Source organism: Streptomyces flaveus (assembly GCF_014647675.1).
In the GTDB taxonomy this organism is placed as follows: Bacteria; Actinomycetota; Actinomycetes; order Streptomycetales; family Streptomycetaceae; genus Streptomyces; species Streptomyces flaveus.
Genome location: NZ_BMPQ01000056.1, coordinates 11,757 through 31,331, shown reverse-complemented (window position 1 = coordinate 31,331; position 19,575 = coordinate 11,757). Strand labels below are relative to the sequence as shown.

Genomic DNA, 19,575 nt, shown 5'->3' with positions numbered 1-19,575 from the left:
GACCACCCAAGCCGAAAGTCACATGATCAACAGCTTCTGTTAGGACCTCTTAGACGTCGTTGCATTTGGTGAGTCGGTGGTGGCAGGTGAGGAGCGCAGGAGCGTTCCTCCCAGGGCGCCGGGATAGGGTGCACCCGTGGAACGGATCTTGGTGGTGGGTGTCACCGGTGCGGGGAAATCCACGCTCGCCCAAACCTTGAGCAGTCGTCTGGGCCTGCCCTACCACGAGATGGACGCGCTGTACTTCAACGGCCCCGACTGGGCCATCAACAACAAGGTGACCGAAGACGTATCAAGGCTCACCGCCGAGCCTCGCTGGATCATCGACTCTCTCGGCTATCCGGAAGTCCGTGACCTGCTGTGGGACCGGGCCGACACCGTGGTTTGGCTGGACTATCCCAAACGCGTCATCATGCCCCGCGTACTGCGCCGGTCCATCCGGCGCACCGTCACACGCGAGGTCCTCTTCGGCGGCAACAGGGAAACCTGGACGGACTGGCTGAGCCGGGAACACCCGGCCTGGTGGGCCTGGTCCCAACACGGGGCCCGCCGCCGCGAAGTCGAGCGCCGTGTCCGCGATCCCCGCTTCACCCCTCTCGACACCCTCCGCTTCGGCCACCCCAATGACACGTCGGCCTGGCTGGCATCCCTCTGACTCCGGCGATGGCCACGGTCAACGGCTCGGCGCCCAGGAAGTCCGCCAACAGGGCGACCACGTCGCTTAGTTCTGTCGCACCCACAACAGACGTCGCCTCGTCCCTCATGAACGGCATTGTGCCCTGCGGCGGTCGGTCCGCCCCGGTCCTGTCGGCTCCCAGACAGGGCCGAACGGCCCCGACGCGACGGCCCGGTGGGCTCTGCCCCCCACGGATCAAGGGTCGGTCACCGTAACCATGTGGAGTTCATGCCAGTCGGGCAGGGAGGGGTGCACTGATGCTGAAACGGAACGGCAGGGTGTTGTGGTGGCGCTGGCGGCACAACCCGCTCAAGCGCCGCTCCGACGTCGCCGAAGCCTGGATAGGCGTGGCAGCGGCGGCAGTGCTGCTACTCGTCCCACCAGTTGTGAGCGTGGCGGCGACGGCCGTCGCCGAGCGCTCCGCTCTCGACCAGGCCCGAGGACTGCATCGTGTCACCGCGCATCTCGTCGAGGACGCCCCCGCGACGCTGTCGCGGTTCTCCGGGGCGGCGACCGACAACCACGTGCAGGCGACCGTGCGGTGGACGACGTCCAGCGGCTCTCCCAAGTCCGGCACCGCCTTGGTGGCAGCGGGCAGCAGGACCAGCGCACCCACCACGGTGTGGCTCGACGACGCCGACCGTATTCAGCCCGCGCCGCCGACCGCGGTCCAGGCCAGGTCGCAGGGAGCCGCGGTCGGGGCGGCCGCGGGGGCAGGTGCGTGCGTGCTGGCGCTGGGCGGCTGCTGGGTCGCCCGGGTGCGGCTGGACCGGCACCGCTGGGCGCAGTGGGACCGTGCCTGGGACGAGTTCGACACACACCGGGGCCACCGGCACGCGTAAGGCACCGGGCGGGAGGCGGGTGGACACGCCGCTGACCGGTATCCCGGAGCGCTCGCTGTCGGCCCCGGGGACGAGCACGGAGCCACGGTCCACTGTGCGGCCGACGCGGCAAGGTGATCGGAGCCCGGCGGGCCGCCGGGCGAGTCCGAGAGCAAGGCGACAAGCGCGTCCTGGCCGGGGCCAACGATCACGGGAAAGACGTCAGGGAGTGGGGCAGCGTATCCCCGCCCGCATTTCGTTCCGCGACGCCAAAGGAGCACGCCCTGTGCCGCTGCGGTCTCGCGTGCGAGGAGTCCTGGGCCTGAATGCCGGCCATGGGTGCCGATGGGCGCGTCACTGCACCCTGGTCGTCGATCCCTCCCTGCGGCTTCGGACTCGGTCGCCTCGTCCCTGGTGCACGCAGTCAATGGTGCCGTAGTCGCCTCCGAGGCCGCCGCTCGTTGCCGCGTGCGGGGCCACGACCTGACGGCGGCGGCCGCCATGGCGTAGATGGGTCTTTCCTTTCGGACAGGTGATCCGTGCACCGTCACCGCGACCCTATGGACACCGCCCGTGTCCGGCGAGTGCTGCTGGGCTGAACGGACGCGGGTGGTGGTCTCGTGCGTCCGGTCCGGCCATGGGGTGAAGGGAGCGGCGTGCGCCGAGTTGGGGCCGATGGTCTGCCGAGTTGCCCCACGTGCCCCATGATTGCCTCGGCGGGCCGGCAGGGAATGGGGCGAGGCGCACGCTGGAAGAGCACATCCGTTCCTTGGGATGTACCGGTGATGGGGCTCACCACAACCGCGGGCGGATGTTCCGCTGACGGCTCCTGGTTTCAGCAACGCCGACCAGGAGGAGCCCCACGTTCACCTCGCTCGTGGTCCTGCGCGGGGTCGGCCAGCAGGCCACGAGGCCGCCTGGCCGAACGACTCGTCGTCGGGAGGAGCGACCACCGCCGGCACGCGTCGCGCGCCGGGTGCCAGGCCGCTGCCCATCACGTGTAGACGATCTGGCCGCCGGCCGCGTGTTCGTAGAACTCGCCGACGGTGATGACGCCCTGGACCTGGTCGATGAGGTCGTCCTTGTCGAGTTCGAAGAGGTCCACGGACGCCTTGCAGGCGTAGATGCCCGCACCGGTGTCGGCGATCATCTCGATGAACTCGGGGATGGGTGGGATGTCGAGCTTCTCCATCTTCCGTTCCATGTACCGGGTGATCAGGTCGGGTACGCCCGGGAGGCCTCCGAGGAGGGTGGGCAGGTGGAGTCCGGGGTTGCCGACGGTGGCGAGCTTGATGTGGTCGTACTGCTTCTTAGTGACGGCGTCGAGGCCGAAGAAGGTGAAGAACAGGTCGGCCTCGATGCCTTCGGCTCGGGCGCCGTTGGCCATGATGAGGGCCGGGTAGATCCCTTCAAGGGACCCCTTTGAGACGATGATCGAGACTTTCTCGATCGTGGCAGTACCGGTGTCGGCCATGGGGGCACTCCTTCGTGTGGGCGCGTACGCGGGCGGGGTCGGACATGGACGGACGTCAGATGCAGCCGCGTGGCTTGGGGATGCCGGCGATCTTCGCTGCGGTCTTCGCCGGGCCCTTCGGGAAGAGCTGGTACAGCTCCTTCACGCTCACGCCGGACGCCTTGCCGAGCACCCGCACCGTGGGGCCGGTGCCCTTGACGGTGTACTCGGCGCGCATGAACTTGATGACCTGCCAGTGCCGGTCGGTGAGCGTCTCGATGCCCTGCTCTCGGGCGATCTGGTCGGCCATGGGCTCGGTCCACCGACCGGGGTCGGTGAAGAAGCCCTCCTCGTCGACGGTCACGGACGTGCCGTCGTAGGTGGTGGTGGGCATGGTGTGGTTCCCCTCCCGGGTTCAGGCGTGGACGTGGTTCTTGCCGCCCTCGGGCATCGCCGAGCCGATGCCGGGCAGTTCCCGGCCGGGCAGCAGGCTGTGCCAGTACAGCCACTCGAAGGCGAGCTTGCCGAGGTGGTTGGCGTGCGACTCCTTCAACAGCGGCAGACCGACGGCGGCCGGGAAGTGACCGGGCAGCGGCTCGGTGTCGTAGTTGAAGTCGATGAGCAGGGCCTTGTGGAAGCCGGTCTCGATGAAGCAGTTGGTGTGTCCGTCGTACGACGCGTCCAGCGGCTGTCCGGCGAGGAAGCGGCCGATGTTGTGCGCCAGCACCTCGCCCTCGAAGTGGGCCACCGAGCCGGCCTTGGACGCGGGCAGGCCCGCCGCGTCGCCGATGGCGAACACGCCTGGATGGTCGGGGTGTTGGAGGGTGTGCTGATCGACGCGGACGAAGCCGAGTTCGTCGCCCAGGCCCGGAGAGCGGCCGACATACTCCGCGCCGCCGTGCAGCGGCACGACCACGGCCAGATCGTACGGCACCTCACGCTCGTCGTACGAGATCAGTCGCCCACCGGGGCCGTCGACCTCGCCGAGCGTGAATTCGGTGACCAGCTCGATGCCCTTCTCCTCCAACAGGCCGCTGAGCGCCTTGGACGCGACCGGCTTGGTGAACGCGCCGTCCAGCGGGGTGACGTAGGTCAGCTCGACCCGGTCGCGGATCCCGGTCCGCTGGAAGTACCAGTCGGCGAGGAAGGCGAACTCCAGGGGCGCGACGGGGCACTTGATCGGCAGGTCGGCCACGTTGACCACGACCCGGCCGCCGTCGAAGTGCTCCAGTGCGTGGTGCAGGCCGACCGCGCCGGGCAGGTCGTAGAAGGTGAAGACCTTCTCTTCCCAGTCCGGGCCGGTGAGCCCTTCGGTCTCCTCGGGCAGCAACGTGGCTCCGGTCGCCACCACGAGGACGTCGTAGTCCAGCGAACTGCCCCCGCCGAGGTGCGCCTTCTGCGCGTCCAGGTCCACCCGGTCGATCTCCGCCCGCTGGTATGCGATCCCGTCGTGCAACTGCCGCGGCCGGGACCGGACGAGAGTGTGCGGCTGGGCGAGGCCGAAGGGTACGAACAGCAGCCCGGGCTGGTAGACATGGTCGTCGTTCTGGTCGACGACCGTGATCCGGCACTCGCTCTCGCCGTACAGACGCCGCAGCCGATTGGCCGTGAGCGTGCCGGCGGTACCGCTTCCCAGAATCACGATGCGTTTGTCCATGACTCCACTGTCGGGAATGGGATTGATGTGGGGTCAGGGGCCATTGGTCCCTTGCCGGTTACCTATGGGGGTACACCTTCGGCCAGGGGCCGGACCGCAGAAGCGCAGCACGCCCTCCCTCGTCGTGTGCGCATCTCCGCTCGACATCCAAATACCCGGGAGGGTATCTCGGTCCAGGTTCGTCGGCCTGGGGCCGAACGGCCCTCTTCCCACTCCCGTCGGCCTCTCCCGCTGTCGCTCTGCCCGCGCTCCACTGGAGATCGACAGCAGTGGACACCAACGAGGAGGCGCGGTCATGACCCGGACAGGAACGGAGACCACCACCCCACGGCTGCCCGAGGCGGACGGGCACCGGCTCGAGGTCACCCATGTCGACGGCGACGTGTACGCCGTCGCGGTACGGGGACATCGGCTCCTGGTCGACCAGCCCAAGGACGTTGGCGGCGGGGACGTCGCGCCCACCCCCACCGAGCTGTTCGCCGCGTCCCTGGCAACCTGCGTCGCCTTCTACGCCGGCCGCTATCTCCAGCGCCACGACCTGGACCGCGCCGGGCTGCGGGTCCGTACCGAGTTCGCGATGGCCACGGACCGCCCGGCCCGCGTGGCGTCCGTCCAGGTCACGGTCACGCCGCCGCCCGGACTGTCCGAGCAGCGCCGCGCGGCCCTGCTCGCCGTCGCCTCGCACTGCACCGTCCACAACACGCTCCACCAGCCGCCCGAGATCGGTATAGAGCTGGAGTCCTGACTACGCCACTGGCACCAGCCGCATCGCCGCTCCTGGAGCGCATGCGTCGAGAGCTGATCGACGACGAGGTACTGGACGGCCAGTACGGCCCACAGCGCGAAGATCTCCCGCATCGGACTACAGAAGACCCGGCCGCGGAAGGGTGCCCGCGGGATCGTCCGTGACGCATGCGGCTAACACCTGGCTCCAGCCGTAGATCGAGATCTTCATGTGCCTGAGCAGGGTATGTGTCACATGGGCAGCGGATCTGTCACCTGCAGTGCGGGCGCCCTCCGTCTCAGCTCAGTGAGTCCGGACGTCGTACTGGAGTTCCGTGATGGTGACATCGATGTATTCGAGATCACCGTCGGCGAGCTTCCACACCGCCTTGCCTCGAATCGGAAGCTTCAGTCCCTCGAACTCGCCGTACTCAGTTACGGGAGTCGACCACGTCTCCGGATCGCATCTCCCGTCAACCATCCGGTATCGCTGAGCCACGAAGTCGGTCAGCCTTCCTGCCTCGTCGACGTACATGGTCCCGGTGGCGCTCCGGCCGTGATCGGTCAGAGTGACCCGAGCCGAGCTGTCGTCGATCGCCTCGAAGGAGACGTTGGCTGCGAGGAAGGCGGAGGGGAAGAAGATCATCTCGCTCAGGTAGCGCATCATGGACCCCTGGTCCATCTCCTCGCCCCTCGCGTCGACCACGCTGAGGAGCGAGGCCGCCTTGACCAGCATGTGCCCCCTGCCGTCCAGGTACATATCGCGCGCTCGTCCCACCGGGAGCAGACCCAGGTGCATCGTGCCGTCCCAGACGAAACCGGGCGGTTGCACTGAGTAGTGCTCTTCCGCATCCAGAGGTATCCAGGGCCGGCCCGGGCCCGTTCGCATCCTGCCTTTCTGCCTGAGGTGGACCGTGCGGACGATCGGCTTGCCCACGATGCCCGTGTGCCTGAGGTAGCGCTGAACCGGTTCCGGCAGGGCCTGGAGCATTGTCTCCGTGATGAGGGTCTCTTCCCTCGCGCCGGTTCGGGCGAGTAGCGCCAGGACGTCGCTTCGAACCAACCGGTTGAAGGCGCGGTGCCCCAACACTCCAGCGCAGACCCCGGTCGAAAGAGCCAGCACAACCAGGGACGACATTCTTTTGAGTATTGCGTTCATCACTCGGCCCTCTTCATGAACCGCCCGTCCGAGAAGGCACTTCTCGGATGGCTCGGTTGGACTCACTATGTGCGTCCATGGTCTGCCTCTGGGGCCGCGACCGGCAGAGGCCGAAGGGCCTTCCGCTCGTGGCTTCTGGCCGCCGCGGTGGGGAGATGGAAGAACGGTTTCCGCCCCCGGCCCAGAGCCGGACCGCTCAGTTGCCGCCAGTGACAACAAGCCTGCAAGACGACGAGCCGGTGACGAACGGCGTGTTCATCCCGTGACAACAACCGTGCGCACGCGGACGAAGAACGCCAGGTCGCACGGACGATGGTGACAGCTTCCGCGCTCAGGCAGACTTCATGTCCGGGTTGCGGCTTGTCGCTGGCAGTGACTGGTGCGTGATCGGGCTTGATGACGTCGTCTCCACTCGGACCAGCTGAGGCGGTGGGTCACGTTGGACAGCGTGGATCGCCGCTCTCACCGTCGTCGGCACCCGCGGGCACGGTGGCTTCGCCGGCCTGCTGCTCAGCTCGGTCAGCCTGCGGGTCGCCGCCCACACCGAAAGCCCGCTGCTCGTGGTCCGGGGCGACCGCGAGGTCGCCCGCACGGCACTCGGATACGACCGGGTCCTGCTCGGCCTGGAGAGCGACGCCGACACCGAGGCGGCCGGCTTCGCCTTCGAGGAGGCCGCTCGCCGCAGGGCGCGGCTGCAGGTGCTGCACGCCTGGACGTACCGGCAGCTCGCGCCCGCCGGCCTGACGTCGGTGCCCACCGAACGCATGCAGGCAGACCTCACCCACCGCTCGCAGAGCGAGGAGGCCGTCCCCGCATACGCAGTAGCCAGGCTGCGGGAGAAACACCCCGGGGTGGAGGTGGACATCGACTCGGTGCGGGGCGGACCGGCACGCACCCTGGTGGAGGCGACCGTCACGGCCGACCTCGTCGTCGTGGCCGCCCACCGCCGCACGGGCCGACTCGGACTGCAGCTGGGCCCGGTGACGCACGCCCTGCTCCACCACGCCCACTGCCCCGTCGTCCTGGTACCGGTCACGTCGTCCGTCGGTTCCGGCGACTGACGTCAATGGGGAGCGGTCTGACTTGTCCAAAGCGAACTCGACGCGGTCACGGCCCTGCGGGACCGCATCGACCGACTCTCGGGTTCCCCGCGACCGGCGACCATGTCCTCGTCCGCTGAACACCGGCTGATGGGTCCAGCCGGGACCAATGGTCCCCCGGACGGACCCGCACGGCCCTCGTGACCGTTCCCGGCCGGTGGCCACGCTGGCAGTAGACCCGACCCGGCGGGCATCCGCCGGGGTCGAAGGAGTTGATCGCCATGACAACCCTGGCGGGAGTACCGGCCCGCCCGGTCCGGGTGAACGCGGTGCTCGACATGCCGCTGTCACGGTGGCTGTGGCTGGTGAAGTGGATCCTGGTCATCCCCCATTACGTGGTGCTGTTCTTCCTCTGGATCGCGTTCACCGTGGTGAGCGTGATCGCGTTCTTCAGCATCCTGTTCACCGAGCGCTATCCGCGCGCCCTGTTCGACTTCAACCTGGGCGTCCTGCGCTGGAGTTGGCGGGTCGCCTACTACTCGTACGGCGCCCTGGGCACCGACCGGTATCCACCGTTCAGCCTGGGTGAGGAGCCCGGCTACCCGGCGCGGCTGGACATCGCCTACCCCGGGCACCTCTCCCGCGGACTGGTGCTGGTGAAGTGGTGGCTGCTGGCCATCCCGCACTACATCGTCGTCGGCTTCTTCCTCGGCGGCTGGCACCTCGGCTGGTGGGACGGTGGGCTCGTCGCCGTCCTGGCGGTGATCGCCGCCGTGACCCTGGCCTTCACCGAGAAGTACCCGAAGAGCCTGTTCGACCTGATCCTCGGCCTCAACCGGTGGGTGCTACGGGTCGCCGCCTACGCCGCCCTGATGACGGACACCTATCCGCCGTTCCGGCTCGACATGGGCGGCACCGAACCGAGCGATGCGGAGGACCTGTCGTGATCACCGCACTCGTGGGGGCATTCCTGATCGTGCATGGACTGCTCCACCTGGGCGTCTGGACGACGCCGGAGCAGCCCGACAAGCCGGCCCCGTTCGATCGCGGGCACTCGTGGGCCCTGGCCGCTGCCCACGTCTCCACCGCGCCGGCCAGGGCCGCGGCGCTGGCGCTCGCCTGGTACACGGCCCTCGTGTGCGTCGTCGCCGGCGCCGGGGTACTCGCGGGCAGCGTGTGGTGGCCGACGGCCGCTTTGGTCGCGGCCGTAAGCGGGCTTGCCCTCAAGGCGATCTGGTTCGACCCGTGGCTCAGCGTCGGCGTGCTGCTCGACGTGGGCGTCCTCGTCGCGGTGGCATCCAGCTGGCCCGGCTCCCTGTACTGAACCACTGCCGCCCGCCCAGCTCATGCGGTACTACCGACGTCCTCCTCCAGGGACGCGGCATCGTCAGAAACGTACGTCTGCAGAGCGCACGGCGGCCGCGAGTGGCCAGCCGTCCGCCGTTCCCGGTCCGACGTGCGGCACATGTGATGAGGTGAAGGAACGTGTCCACAGCGATTGCGGTGTCCGGCCTGATCAAGGAATTCGGCCCGACCAGGGCCCTCGACCGCCTCGACCTCACCGTCGGCACGGGCGAAGTGCACGGCTTTCTGGGGCCGAACGGCGCCGGGAAGACGACCACCATCCGGATCCTGCTCGGGCTGCTGCGCCGAGACGGCGGGGCAGTGAGCGTGCTGGGCGGTGACCCGTGGTCGGACACCGTGGCGCTGCACCGCCGTCTGGCGTACGTGCCCGGCGAGGTCAATCTCTGGCCCAACCTCACCGGCGGTGAGGTGATCGACCTGCTGGGCGCCCTGCGTGGCGGCCTGGATCCGGCGCGCCGCGCCACTCTGCTGGAACGCTTCCAACTCGATCCGACCAAGCGGTGCCGCGCCTACTCCAAGGGCAACCGGCAGAAGGTGGCCCTGGTTGCGGCCTTCGCCTCCGATGTGGAGCTCTATCTCCTGGACGAACCGAGTTCAGGTCTCGATCCGCTGATGGAGGCGGTCTTCCAGGACGTCGTCCAGGAGATGCGGGAGGCGGGGCGCACGGTGCTGCTGTCCAGTCATATCCTCGCCGAGGTCGAGGCGTTGTGCGACCGGGTCACCATCATCCGGGCCGGCCGGACCGCCGAGTCGGGGACCTTTGACGAGCTGCGCCACCTCTCCCGGACGACCGTCGTGGTCGAAACCGGCAAGCCGATCAGCGCGCTGGACGAGCTGGCCGGGGTGCACGACCTGAGCGCCGACCACACACGTGCCCGGTTCAGCGTCGACCCCGGAGAACTCAACCAAGTCCTGCGGAACCTGGTCGAGTTCGACGTACGCACCTTGACCAGCTCCCCACCCACGCTCGAAGAACTCTTCCTGCGCCACTACGGAAACGACGACGGCGCCAGCGCTGACGCCGGTGCCGGGACGGTGGGTTCGGGAGGTGCGGGATGAGCGCGCTGACCGGCACGGTCACGCTCACTCGGCTCGCACTGCGGCGCGACCGGGTCGGCCTCTCCGTCTGGATACTCGGGCTGTCCGCCCTGATGGCCGGGCTCACGGCCATGACCGTCAGCGCCCTGCCGACGGAAGCGGACGTGCTCCACGAGACCGAGTTCATGGCGGGCAACCCGGCCATGCGCATGTTCGGCCTCGCCTCCGGGGCCAGTGTGGGCGGTTACGCGATGATCCGGAACTATCTCACGCTGGCGGTCCTGGCCGCGCTGATGAGCGTGTTCGCGATGGTGCGGCACACCAGGCAAAGTGAGGCGACCGGCCGCGCCGAGTTGGTCGGCGCTGCCGTCGTGGGGCGCTACAGCACTCTGGCCGCGGCGGTCGTCGTCACGATCGGCGCGAACGTCGTGCTGGCGGCGCTGCTGGGCCTGGCGATGCTCGTGAACGGCCAGCCTGTGGCGGGCGCGCTCACGGCCGGCGCCGCGGTGGGCGCCGTGGGCCTGGTGTTCTCGGGTGTCGCCGCGGTCACCGCTCAGCTGTCGTCGAGCTCGCGGGGAGCGAACGGGCTCGCCGCGGCGGTGCTGGGAGTCGCCTTTCTGCTCAGTGGCGTAGGAAACATGCTCGGCAGTGTCGATGCCGTCGGTCTGCGGGTGGTCAGTGCCTGGCCGGCCTGGCTGTCACCGATCGGCTGGGGCCAGCAGATGCGTCCGTTCGGCGGCGACCGCTGGTGGCTGCTCGGCGTGTTCGCCGTCTTCTTCTTCGTTCTGCTGGGCACGGCCGGCCTGCTCGCCACGCGGCGGGACATCGGCAGAGGCATACTCGCGGAGCGACGGGGGCCCGCCACCGCCGCCCCAGGGCTTCTCGGACCGCTCGGTCTGGCCCGGCGCCTGCAACGTGGCCCGTTCCTCGGATGGGCGGTCGGCATGCTCGCCTTCGGTATCGCATGCGGTGCCATCAGCGACGCGACCAAGGACATGCAGGGAGCCGCGCTCGACTGGTACACGCGCATGGGCGGCACGGACCGGGTTGTCGACGCCTATTTCACTTCGATCATGTCAATGGCCGGTATGGGTGTCGCCGTCTTCACCGTGCAGATGCTCCTGCGGATGCGCGCCGAGGAATCCGAAGGCCCGCTGGAACCCGTCCTCGCCGCCGCGGTGAGCAGGCCGCGCTGGGCGATGAGCCACCTGCTGAACACCTGGCTCGGGGCGGTCGCGCTCCTCCTGGTCTTCGCTGTGGGCATGGGGCTGGCCGCCGGACAGGTGCTGGGCGACACCCCGGCTCAGCTGCGCGCACTGACCGGAGCGGCGCTGGTACAACTGCCCGGGTTCATGGTCATCGGCGGCGTCGTGATCGCGGCCACCGGACTGCTGCCGCGGTGGGCCGGCCCGGTGTCCTGGACAGTGCTCCTGGGATCCGTCCTGCTCGGTCCGTTGTTCGGCCCGAGCCTGGATCTGCCGCAATGGGCGCAGAACCTCTCGCCGTTCACCCGCATACCCAAGGCACCGGCGGCCGACGTCACCGCGACTCCCCTCACGGCTCTGGTCGCGGTCTCCGTGGTCCTCGCCGTGGTGGGCACGGTGTCGCTCCGCTGCCGCGACCTTGCTCTGCCGGCCTGACCCCGGGCTCTGCGGCCGACCCCGCTTCCGCGGCCGAGCATCGCCCGGCTGCATTCCGTCCTCGTCCTGCGTGGAGTCCGCTGTCAGCCGACGGTCCACCGGCCATGGACTCAACGCACCGTGATCTCACGCCCGGTGATGCCCACAGGATCGATGCGCACCCATAGGTTGCGCTCACCGCCCGCCCATGGAGCGCTGTACGCGAGCTCCTCCAGCTGGCGTATGGCATCGGGGTCCGTCACTTCCCGGGCGGGTCCACGGACCAGCACGCTCCAGCCCTGGCTGAGCGCGTCGTCGATGCGGTCGACCTCGAAGGCGACCTGGGTTCCCGCGGCCGCCGCAGGCGTCGTGTGGGGCGCGGTGCGGAAGACGACCGCGCCGTCGATCACGCTGTAGTTGACGGGGACGATGACCGGGCCCTCGGGCGTGGACACCGCCAGGCGTCCCACGCCGTGCGTCGACAGCCGTGCCCGGCATTCCTCGGTGGTCAGCTCGTTCCACTGGGGGTGGAGGGCCGCCCGGCCGATTCCGGGCGGCAGATCGGCGTCGCCTCCGCGCAGGGCCGCGACCGTGGTCTCCAGGGCGTCGGCGAGCCTGATGAGGAGGCCGATGCCCGGCGCGGCGGTGGGCTGTTGCTCCAGGTACTGGATGTATCCGGGTGCGGTGCCCGCTCGTTCGGCCGTTTCTTGCAGGGTGAGGCCCAGTTCATCGCGTCGGTGCTCGATGCGCCTGCCGATGTCGCTGTGCGGGGACGGCGGCCGTGTGGTCGCGCCGGTCGAGGGTGTCCGGTCGGACATGGTCGTTCACTTCCCTTGGCTGGTCGCCTTGACGGCCACGGTGTCGTGGGGCTGCCCGCCAAGGACGACCTTGAGCGCTCCGGTGACGGCGGCCCGGGCGAAGACGTCGTAGGCCTCCTCCATCTGGTTCAGCGGAAAGGTGTGCGTGACCAGGGACGATGCGGGCAGGCGGCCGGCAGCCATCATGCGCAGCAGGGTGGGCGTGGAGGATGTGTCGACCAGCCCGGTGGTGATCGTCACGTTCTTGATCCACAGGTTCTCGAGGTGCAGAGTGGCGGGTTTGCCGTGCACGCCGACGTTGGCCACATGCCCGCCGGGGCGCACCATGCGCGTGCACATCTCGAAGCTCTCCGGCACCCCTACCGCCTCGATCGCCACATCGGCGCCGAGTCCCTCGGTGAGGTCGGCGACCAGCTCTTCGGCGTCTTCGCCTGCGGCGGCGGCCACGGCGTCCGCGCCGAGTTGTTTGGCCGCCTCCAACCGGGCCGGGGCAGGGTCCACGGCGACAATCCTCTGCGGTGTGTAGAGCTGTGCCGTGGCGATCGCAGCGAGCCCGACAGGCCCCGCTCCGACCACGACGACCGTGTCTCCGGGCCGTACGCCCCCGTTGAGCACGCCCACCTCGTACGCCGTCGGGAAGATGTCGGCCAGCAGCACGGCGTCCTTGCCGTCCAACGCGCCGGGCAGCGCATGCACGGACAGGTCCGCGTGGGGCACACGGATGTACTCGGCCTGCGTGCCGTTGATCAGATGGCCGAGGATCCAGCCTCCGCCGCCCCGGCACTGCCCGTACGCGCTCTCCTTGCAGAAGCGGCAGCGGCCGCACGCCGTGATGCACGAGACCAGCACCCGGTCACCGGGGCGGACCGTGCGCACGTCGCCGCCGACCTCGACCACCTCGCCGACGGCCTCATGGCCGAGGACTGTGCCGGGGCGTACCTCCGGTACGTCTCCCTTGAGGATGTGCAGGTCCGTGCCGCAGATGGTGACGGCGTCGACACGGATGATCGCGTCGGTCGCCTCCTCGATACCGGGGTCCGGGACGTCCTCCCATACCGACTGTCCGGGGCCACGAAAGACGAGTGCCTTCATGACGATCCCTCTTTCCTGCTCTTCCAGCCGCGGCTTCCCATCAGGGCGGAAGTACCGCAGAGTGACCTCCTCGCGGCCGGAACGGTTCCTCAACTCCATCCTGACCGGGACAGAAGCCGCCCGCATGGGCCGTTCGACCCACGTGGCCGGGCCGGGCGGCCTCAGGCGTGGCCCACGGGCCCCTACGAGATCCGCCCGAGCTGCCGGAAAGTGGAGAGGGGCAACGCCGAAGGAGGCAGCAGCCATGCGGCACCGCATCGTGAGCGAGTTGATGACGACGGACGTCGTGGACGTGCGGCAGGACGCGACCTTCACTGAGATCGCCAAACTGCTCGCGGAGCACGGCATCACGGCCGTTCCGGTCGTGGACGACACCGACCGGCCCCTCGGAGTGGTCTCCGAGGCGGACCTGTTGCGCAAGGAGGCGAGCCGGCTCGATCCGGCCGGGCTCCTGCCTTCCCTGCACCCGGAATCCGCCGAGCGCACCAAGGCGGACGCGACCACGGCGGAAGGGCTCATGACCAGCCCGGCCGTCGTCGCCCGCCCCGAGTGGACGGTGGTCGAGGCCGCCCAGGCGATGGAACGGAGCCAGGTCAAGCGACTGCCAGTGGTGGACGAGTCCGGTCGGCTGATCGGCGTGGTCAGCCGCGCCGACCTGCTGCGGGTGTTCCTGCGCGGCGACCGTGCCGTCCGCGAAGAAATCACCGGGGACGTGCTGATGCGCACGCTGGGCATCCCGCCCACCGCTGTGACCGTGCATGTCGTCGAGGGACGGGTCACCCTGCGCGGCATCGTCGAACGCAAGAGCGTCATACCGGTCGCCCTGCGGCTGTGCCGCAGTGTGGACGGGGTGGTCGACGTCTCCGAGCACCTGGACTTCAAGGTCGACGACACCGGCAGCCCGACCGCGGACGCCGGCTCCCCGCGTCGCGCCCAGCTCTCCCCCTGAAGGCGTGCGGGATGCGGCACGGGACCCGACGGGCACCGGGCCGCATCCAAGGACATCGCCAGATGCCGTGTCTCCCCCACTCCCCCACCACGGATCGTCATGGGTTGGACTGTGCTCGGCAGGGCTGAACGGCCCCATTGCGGAACATCAGTTGGCCCCCGAACGGCCCCATGCACGCTGCCTGACTGGCCCATGTCTCGTGCCGTCCCCGAATGCCACCTTTCTCATAGTGGCCGATGACCTGGCAGTGCCCATGAGGAGGTGCGGACCGATGCGCAGGGACACTCGTACGAAGCAGAGGCTGTGGCGGTGGCGGAGCAATCCGCTGCGACGACGCGACGACGCCGTCGAGGCATGGATCGTGCTGGCCGTGTGGACGGGCATCGCGCTGGGCGGCACGCTCGCCGGCCTGGTCGCGGGGCACGCCGTCGCCGAGTCCTTCGCACAGCAGCGCGCCGGGCGGCACTCCGTCCCGGCGGTGCTCCTTGAGAACACCCCGGCAGTCTTCGTGACGGAGGCGGGACCCAGCCGCCAGCAGGTCCGCGCCAAGGTCCGCTGGACCGCCGCGGACGGCTCCACGCACACCGGCAGGGCCAAGGTGGACACCGGGCACAAGACCGGTTCGAAGGTCCGGGTCTGGACGGACGATCAGGGGCAACTCACGTCGGAGCCGGCGACTGCCGCCCAGGCCACCGTGTTCGCGGGCTACGCGGCCACCGCAGCCGCACTCGGGGTCGGCGGCGTGACGTACGCGGTCGGGCGCGTCGCACGCGGTCGGCTGGACCGGCGGCGCATCGACCAGTGGGGCCGGGAGTGGGACCAGGTCGGACCGCAGTGGATTCGCAAGACCACCTGAGCCAGAACCGGTTGGCCATGACAGAGGGCTGACCGGCCCTGGCGGGCACGACCCCGGAGGCGATGGCTCGTACCTCCGCCCTCTCTCGGGAGTCGGCACTCTCCATCGCAGAGACCGTGTATGGCCCACCGCGACACGACACGTCGGTCGACGGCTGGCCCAGCCCGGGGAACCCGGCCCGGGCCAGCTCGGCGTTCAGCTCTTCTCCAGTGCCTCCACCAGCTCTTCGGCGACACGTGTCGCCCATGCCTCGATCTCGGGGAAGTTCCGGAAGTCGCCGCCCTTTCCGTTCTTCAGGATCATCCGGGCGACCCACCCCTTCGCGCCCTCTTCCAGGCAGCCGCCGAAGGTGACGTGCCCCCTGGCGTCGAGCCGGTCTACAGCCTTCTTCACGCCGGGCACCGGTGGGATGTCCCGCTCCGAGGCCGAGGCGTCGAGCGGGCCGCTGCTGAACAGCCACACGGGGCGTGCGGCCAGCTCGCGGTGGTGTCGGCGCACAAACCGGCGGGCGTCCTTGTGCCAGCGTCCGGCGTACAGTGCGCCGCCGACCACGACAGCGTCGTACGGCGTCACGCGCGCGACCGAGCCGGCCGACAGCGCCTCGCTGGTGAGACCCTCCTTGCGCAGCACCGCGGCCACGGCCTCGGCGATCTGCGCGGTCGATCCGTTCGTCGTCCCGTAGGCGACCAGCACGTTGCCGATCATGACGGTTCGCCTCCTCTCACTTCACAGTTTGCGCAGCCAGTCGTCGGTGACACCGTGCAGTGCCTGCTCGCCGGGCTGGAGACGGGCGTCGTCCAGCCGATGGGTGAGCTTGTCGACGACGGCGACGACACCGTCGATCTGTCGGGTCATGGAGACGGCGATCTCCGTCTCGCTCTTGCGTTCCATGTGGCCGTCGAGCGTGACCACGCCCTCCACCACGGAGACGTCGATGCTGCGCGGCGCCAGCCACAGTGCCCGTATCAGTACCTCGTCGATGACCTCGCTGCGGATCTCCGCGTCGGGCCGCAGGAAGACCTGGAGCAGGTCGCGGCGGGTGACGATGCCGACGAGCCGGTGCTCCTCGTCGAGGACGGGCAGCCGTTCGATGTGGTGCTGTGCCATGGTGCGGGCGGCCTCGACGATGCTGTCGCCGGCATGGATCGTGACGGGCGGCTCGGTCATCAGCTGTCCTGCCGTGCGGGCCCTGGCCTTGACGGCCCGCTTCCTGCCCTCCTGCGTCAGCCGGGCGAACGGGAAGCGCTTCTTCGGCGCGTACGGGTCGGGGGTCTCGGCCTGCCGTACCAGCAGGTCCGTCTCGGAGATGACGCCGATGACCCTCTCGTCGTCATCGACCACGGGCAGTCCGCTGATGCGGTGCCGGCCGAGCAGCCGTGCCACCTCCTTGAACGGGGTGCCGTACTTGGCACGGACGACCTCCGTGGTCATCACGGAGCCGATCTTGTTGTGCTTCATGGCTGTTCCTCCTCAGCGGAGTCGGCGCAGATACGGGTCGTGGGGCCTGCGGGGCAGCAGGCGTACGCGTGCGTCGAGCACGGTGACTCCGCCCGGTGTCGCGAGAACGGGGTTGAAGTCACCCTCTGCGAGCTGCGGGAGGTCGCTCGCCATGCGGGACAGCCGCAGCAGCAGCTGTTCGAGGCCCTCCAGGTCGACGGGCCGGCTGCCGTGCGCGCCGAACAGGAGCGGGGCGCAGCGCGGGGCCGTGATCAGGTCGTGGACATCGTGGTCGGTGAGCGGGGCGAGGCGGGCTGCGTGGTCAGCGAGCACCTCGGTCGCGGTGCCGCCGAGCCCGAACAGGACGAGCGACCCGAAGACCTGGTCCTGGACGACGCCGGCGAACAGTTCGGTGCCGCGGTCGGCGAGGGGCTGCACGACCACGCCGGTCAGCAGGCCTGCGAATCGGGTCTCCAAGTCCCGGTAGGCGGCGCGGACTTGGGAGTCGCCGCGCAGATCGAGATGGACGGCGTGCTGCTGGCTCTTGTGGAGGAGTCCGGGCCAGTGGGCCTTCATGACGACCCGGCCGTCGGCACCGCGCAGCCGGTCGGCGGCCAGGACGGCGTCGTCCTCGGTCTCGGCCCAGGCCCACGACAGCTGCGGAATGCCATAGCAGGCCAGCAGGTCGGCGCAGGTGCGCGGGTCGAGCCAGCCGCCGTCCGGGTGCGCGTCGAGGTAGGCCTCGACGACCGCGTGGGCCCGCTCGGTCTCGACGCCGTCGAGGTCGGGGACGGTCCCGGCGGGCCGGGCGAGCCAGGCCGCACGCTGGGCCGCGTGGGCCAACGCCCGTGCCGCGGCCTGGGGTTCGGCGTAGGCGGGCACGGTGCCGCCGTCCGCGGCGGGCAACAGCTCGATCGGCAGGGCCTGTTCGAGGCGTACCGCGGCGATCGGCTTGGCACGTCGTCCAGAAGCGTTGGTGAGGGCCCGGACGAGGTCGTCGCCGGTCGCCGTGGCGACCGCGGTGGGGACCAGGGCCACGAGGACGGCGTCGACGCCGCCGTGCCGCATGATCCGGTCCACACAGTCCGTGAGCTGTTCCTCCGTGACGGCGGCGGTGGCGTCGACCGGGTTGCCGACGGCCGCGCCGTCGGGCAGGACGGCGAGCAGGTCGTCGATCAGTTCCGGTGTCGGCGCCGGGAGCGACAGCCCGGCCTCGGCGCAGGCGTCGGCCGCGAGGACGCCGGCTCCGCCCGCGTTGGTGACGATCGCGACGCGGGGTCCGGCAGGCAGCGGCTGGGAGTGCAACAGCGCGGCGACTTCCAGCAGTTCGCCCACCGAGCGGGTTGCGGTGATGCCCGCCTGGGTGAACAGCGCGCCCCGGGTCATGGTGCGGGTGGCGGCGGCCGCGGTGTGCGAGGCGGCGGCGCGGCGGCCCGCGTCGGTGCGCCCGGCGTCGACGGTCAGCACCGGCATTCGGCGGGTCACGCGCCGGGCGGTGCGGGAGAAGGCACGCGGGCTGCCGAACGACTCCAGGTGCAGCAGGGCGAGGTCGGTGCGGCCGTCGCTCTCCCACCACTGGAGCATGTCGTTGCCGCTGACGTCGTACTTGTCACCGAGCGAGACGAAGGAGGAGACGCCGATGCCGAGCCGGGACAGGCCGTCCAGCAGGGCGATGCCGATGCCGCCGGACTGGACGGCGACGCCCGCGGTGCCGGGGCGCGGATGCCCGGCGGCGAACGTGGCGTCCAGGCTCAGCTCCGGGTCGGTGTTGGAAATGCCGAGGCAGTTCGGGCCGACGAGCCGCATGCCGTACGAGCGGCAGGCGGCCAGCAGGGCCTGCGCCTGGTCCGCGTCCAGCCCGGCGGTGACAACGAGCAGGGCCCGCACGCCCGCCTTGCCGCACTCCTCGGCGGTCTCCGGGACCGCGGCCGCAGGTACGGCGAGCACCGCGAGGTCGGGGGTCTTGGGCAGGGCACTGACCGACGGGTGGGACGGCACGCCGAGGATCGAGTGCGCGGCGGGGTTCACCGCGAACAGCCGCCCGGTGTAGCCGCCCGCGTGCAGCTGGTGCAGGACCGCCCGGCCCACCGAGCCCGGCTTGCGCCCGGCCCCTACGACGGCGACCACCTCCGGCCGCAGCAGCGGCTTCAGGCTGACGACGTCGGCGGCGCGGCCGCGTTCCTCCACGGCCGTCAGGTAGGTGTCGCTCTGATCGAGGGCGATGGTGCAGCGCACCTCCGGGCCCTCGAAGCGGCGCGCCGTGCGCAGGCCGAGGTCCGCGAAGAGCCGCAGCACCTCATTGTTCTCGCTCAGCGCGTCGGCCGTGAACGTGGTGATGCCCTCCTCGCGGGCGGCCGAGACGAGGTGCTCGACAAGGAGGGTGCCGACACCCCGGTGGTGCAGTCCGTCGGCGACCGCGATGGAGATGTCGGCCGAGTCCCCGGTGCCGCCGGTGCCGTACTCGGCGAGGCCGATGACCCAGCCCGCCGTCTCGGCCAGCAGGGCCCGGTAGCCGGGATGCTCCGGGGCGCAGGCCCGGTCGGCGGCCAGTCCGGCGGAGCGCCGGCTCGCGGCGAAGAACCGCAACCGCAGATTCTCCGGGGACATCTCCTCGTAGAACCCCTGCAACTGCTCGTGGTCGGCCCGCTCCACCGGGCGGATGCACACGGTGGTGCCGTCCGCGAGCAGGGCATGGACCGTGGGCCGGCTGAACGCGTCGTCCGTCATCGCGGGTCTCCTCCAGGTCTCTTGACACTCAAAGCGTCCAGCGGAACGGGGCGCCGACGCATGGGCTGTCCGGGGGCGGAACGTGGGCCGATCGGCCCTCAAGGGGAGGCCGGGTTTCCGGCGTTCCAGACCCAGTCCGCGACCT

Annotated in this window: 19 protein-coding genes, 1 pseudogene and 1 riboswitch; of the genes and pseudogenes, 11 read left to right on the top strand and 9 right to left on the bottom strand. The window is 70.0% G+C overall.

Translation table 11 applies throughout. From position 1 onward, the window contains the following. The first annotated feature begins 136 nt into the window (after window positions 1-136). Window positions 137-655 carry a P-loop NTPase family protein gene (locus IEZ21_RS45375; RefSeq protein WP_189327661.1) on the top strand — a complete coding sequence of 173 codons (519 nt, stop codon included), beginning with the start codon at window positions 137-139 and terminating at the stop codon, window positions 653-655. Between the two features lie 278 nt (window positions 656-933). Beyond that, a complete protein-coding gene (locus IEZ21_RS45370; RefSeq protein ID WP_189327660.1) occupies window positions 934-1,518 on the top strand; it encodes an Rv1733c family protein in 585 nt (194 codons plus the stop codon). Window positions 1,519-2,269: 751 nt separating this feature from the next. Continuing rightward, window positions 2,270-2,336: riboswitch (Fluoride riboswitch) on the top strand. A 155-nt stretch (window positions 2,337-2,491) separates the two neighbouring features. Here the strand turns inward: IEZ21_RS45370 and IEZ21_RS45365 are convergent. The 3 genes from IEZ21_RS45365 to sqr are packed head-to-tail and all read right to left on the bottom strand — an operon-like array spanning window position 2,492 to window position 4,607. After that, window positions 2,492-2,971 (bottom strand): DsrE/DsrF/DrsH-like family protein, encoded by a 480-nt coding sequence (locus IEZ21_RS45365; protein WP_189327659.1) that lies wholly within the window; start codon window positions 2,969-2,971, stop codon window positions 2,492-2,494. A gap of 55 nt (window positions 2,972-3,026) precedes the next feature. Next, on the bottom strand, window positions 3,027-3,344 hold the full coding sequence (locus IEZ21_RS45360; protein WP_189327658.1) for a TusE/DsrC/DsvC family sulfur relay protein: 318 nt from the start codon (window positions 3,342-3,344) through the stop codon (window positions 3,027-3,029). A 21-nt stretch (window positions 3,345-3,365) separates the two neighbouring features. Next, the gene (sqr, locus tag IEZ21_RS45355; RefSeq protein ID WP_189327657.1) at window positions 3,366-4,607 is read right to left on the bottom strand and encodes a type III sulfide quinone reductase, selenoprotein subtype; all 1,242 of its coding nucleotides are present in this window, start codon (window positions 4,605-4,607) and stop codon (window positions 3,366-3,368) included. A gap of 295 nt (window positions 4,608-4,902) precedes the next feature. Here sqr and IEZ21_RS45350 point away from each other — a divergent pair, with 295 nt between their 5' ends. Next, window positions 4,903-5,352, top strand: a complete 450-nt coding sequence (locus IEZ21_RS45350; RefSeq protein ID WP_189327656.1) for an OsmC family protein — start codon at window positions 4,903-4,905, stop codon at window positions 5,350-5,352. Window positions 5,353-5,634: 282 nt separating this feature from the next. Here the strand turns inward: IEZ21_RS45350 and IEZ21_RS45345 are convergent, their stop codons facing one another. Then, window positions 5,635-6,489, bottom strand: coding sequence for a DUF6544 family protein (locus tag IEZ21_RS45345; protein ID WP_189327655.1), 855 nt, complete (start codon window positions 6,487-6,489; stop codon window positions 5,635-5,637). Between the two features lie 452 nt (window positions 6,490-6,941). Here IEZ21_RS45345 and IEZ21_RS49055 point away from each other — a divergent pair. From IEZ21_RS49055 to IEZ21_RS45315, 6 genes and pseudogenes are all read left to right on the top strand, one after another. Beyond that, a pseudogene (locus IEZ21_RS49055) lies at window positions 6,942-7,046 on the top strand (universal stress protein); the annotation flags it as partial. Window positions 7,047-7,049: 3 nt separating this feature from the next. Continuing rightward, window positions 7,050-7,550: a universal stress protein gene (locus tag IEZ21_RS45335; RefSeq protein ID WP_189327654.1), complete on the top strand. Its 501-nt coding sequence runs from the start codon at window positions 7,050-7,052 to the stop codon at window positions 7,548-7,550. A 260-nt stretch (window positions 7,551-7,810) separates the two neighbouring features. Then, on the top strand, window positions 7,811-8,476 hold the full coding sequence (locus tag IEZ21_RS45330; RefSeq protein ID WP_189327653.1) for a DUF4389 domain-containing protein: 666 nt from the start codon (window positions 7,811-7,813) through the stop codon (window positions 8,474-8,476). Then, window positions 8,473-8,853, top strand: coding sequence for a hypothetical protein (locus IEZ21_RS45325; RefSeq protein ID WP_189327652.1), 381 nt, complete (start codon window positions 8,473-8,475; stop codon window positions 8,851-8,853). The genes IEZ21_RS45330 and IEZ21_RS45325 overlap by 4 nt, the downstream gene beginning before the upstream one ends. 161 nt (window positions 8,854-9,014) lie before the next feature. Then, entirely contained in the window at window positions 9,015-9,953 is a 939-nt protein-coding gene (locus IEZ21_RS45320) for an ABC transporter ATP-binding protein (protein ID WP_189327651.1), read from the top strand. Beyond that, window positions 9,950-11,572: an ABC transporter permease gene (locus IEZ21_RS45315; RefSeq protein ID WP_189327650.1), complete on the top strand. Its 1,623-nt coding sequence runs from the start codon at window positions 9,950-9,952 to the stop codon at window positions 11,570-11,572. Before IEZ21_RS45320 ends, IEZ21_RS45315 begins: the two co-directional genes overlap by 4 nt. Window positions 11,573-11,682: 110 nt before the next feature. On the opposite strand, the gene IEZ21_RS45310 is transcribed toward IEZ21_RS45315, so the two are convergent. Both IEZ21_RS45310 and IEZ21_RS45305 read right to left on the bottom strand, forming a co-directional pair. Next, entirely contained in the window at window positions 11,683-12,369 is a 687-nt protein-coding gene (locus tag IEZ21_RS45310; RefSeq protein ID WP_189327649.1) for a helix-turn-helix domain-containing protein, read from the bottom strand. A gap of 6 nt (window positions 12,370-12,375) precedes the next feature. Beyond that, window positions 12,376-13,461 carry an alcohol dehydrogenase catalytic domain-containing protein gene (locus IEZ21_RS45305; RefSeq protein ID WP_189327648.1) on the bottom strand — a complete coding sequence of 362 codons (1,086 nt, stop codon included), beginning with the start codon at window positions 13,459-13,461 and terminating at the stop codon, window positions 12,376-12,378. A gap of 244 nt (window positions 13,462-13,705) precedes the next feature. Here IEZ21_RS45305 and IEZ21_RS45300 point away from each other — a divergent pair, with 244 nt between their 5' ends. Next, on the top strand, window positions 13,706-14,410 hold the full coding sequence (locus IEZ21_RS45300) for a CBS domain-containing protein (RefSeq protein WP_189327647.1): 705 nt from the start codon (window positions 13,706-13,708) through the stop codon (window positions 14,408-14,410). A gap of 271 nt (window positions 14,411-14,681) precedes the next feature. Then, window positions 14,682-15,266, top strand: a complete 585-nt coding sequence (locus IEZ21_RS45295) for an Rv1733c family protein (protein ID WP_189327646.1) — start codon at window positions 14,682-14,684, stop codon at window positions 15,264-15,266. Window positions 15,267-15,461: 195 nt separating this feature from the next. Here IEZ21_RS45295 and IEZ21_RS45290 read toward each other — a convergent pair whose 3' ends face one another. From IEZ21_RS45290 to IEZ21_RS45280, 3 genes are read right to left on the bottom strand one after another with little or no spacing between them, the layout of a single operon-like run. Beyond that, complete coding sequence (locus tag IEZ21_RS45290) at window positions 15,462-15,971, bottom strand: flavodoxin domain-containing protein (RefSeq protein WP_189327645.1); 510 nt, start codon at window positions 15,969-15,971, stop codon at window positions 15,462-15,464. 21 nt (window positions 15,972-15,992) lie between these two features. After that, window positions 15,993-16,724: a CBS domain-containing protein gene (locus IEZ21_RS45285; RefSeq protein ID WP_189327644.1), complete on the bottom strand. Its 732-nt coding sequence runs from the start codon at window positions 16,722-16,724 to the stop codon at window positions 15,993-15,995. 12 nt (window positions 16,725-16,736) lie between these two features. After that, window positions 16,737-19,430, bottom strand: coding sequence for a bifunctional acetate--CoA ligase family protein/GNAT family N-acetyltransferase (locus IEZ21_RS45280; protein WP_189327643.1), 2,694 nt, complete (start codon window positions 19,428-19,430; stop codon window positions 16,737-16,739). Between the last annotated feature and the right edge of the window lie 145 nt (window positions 19,431-19,575).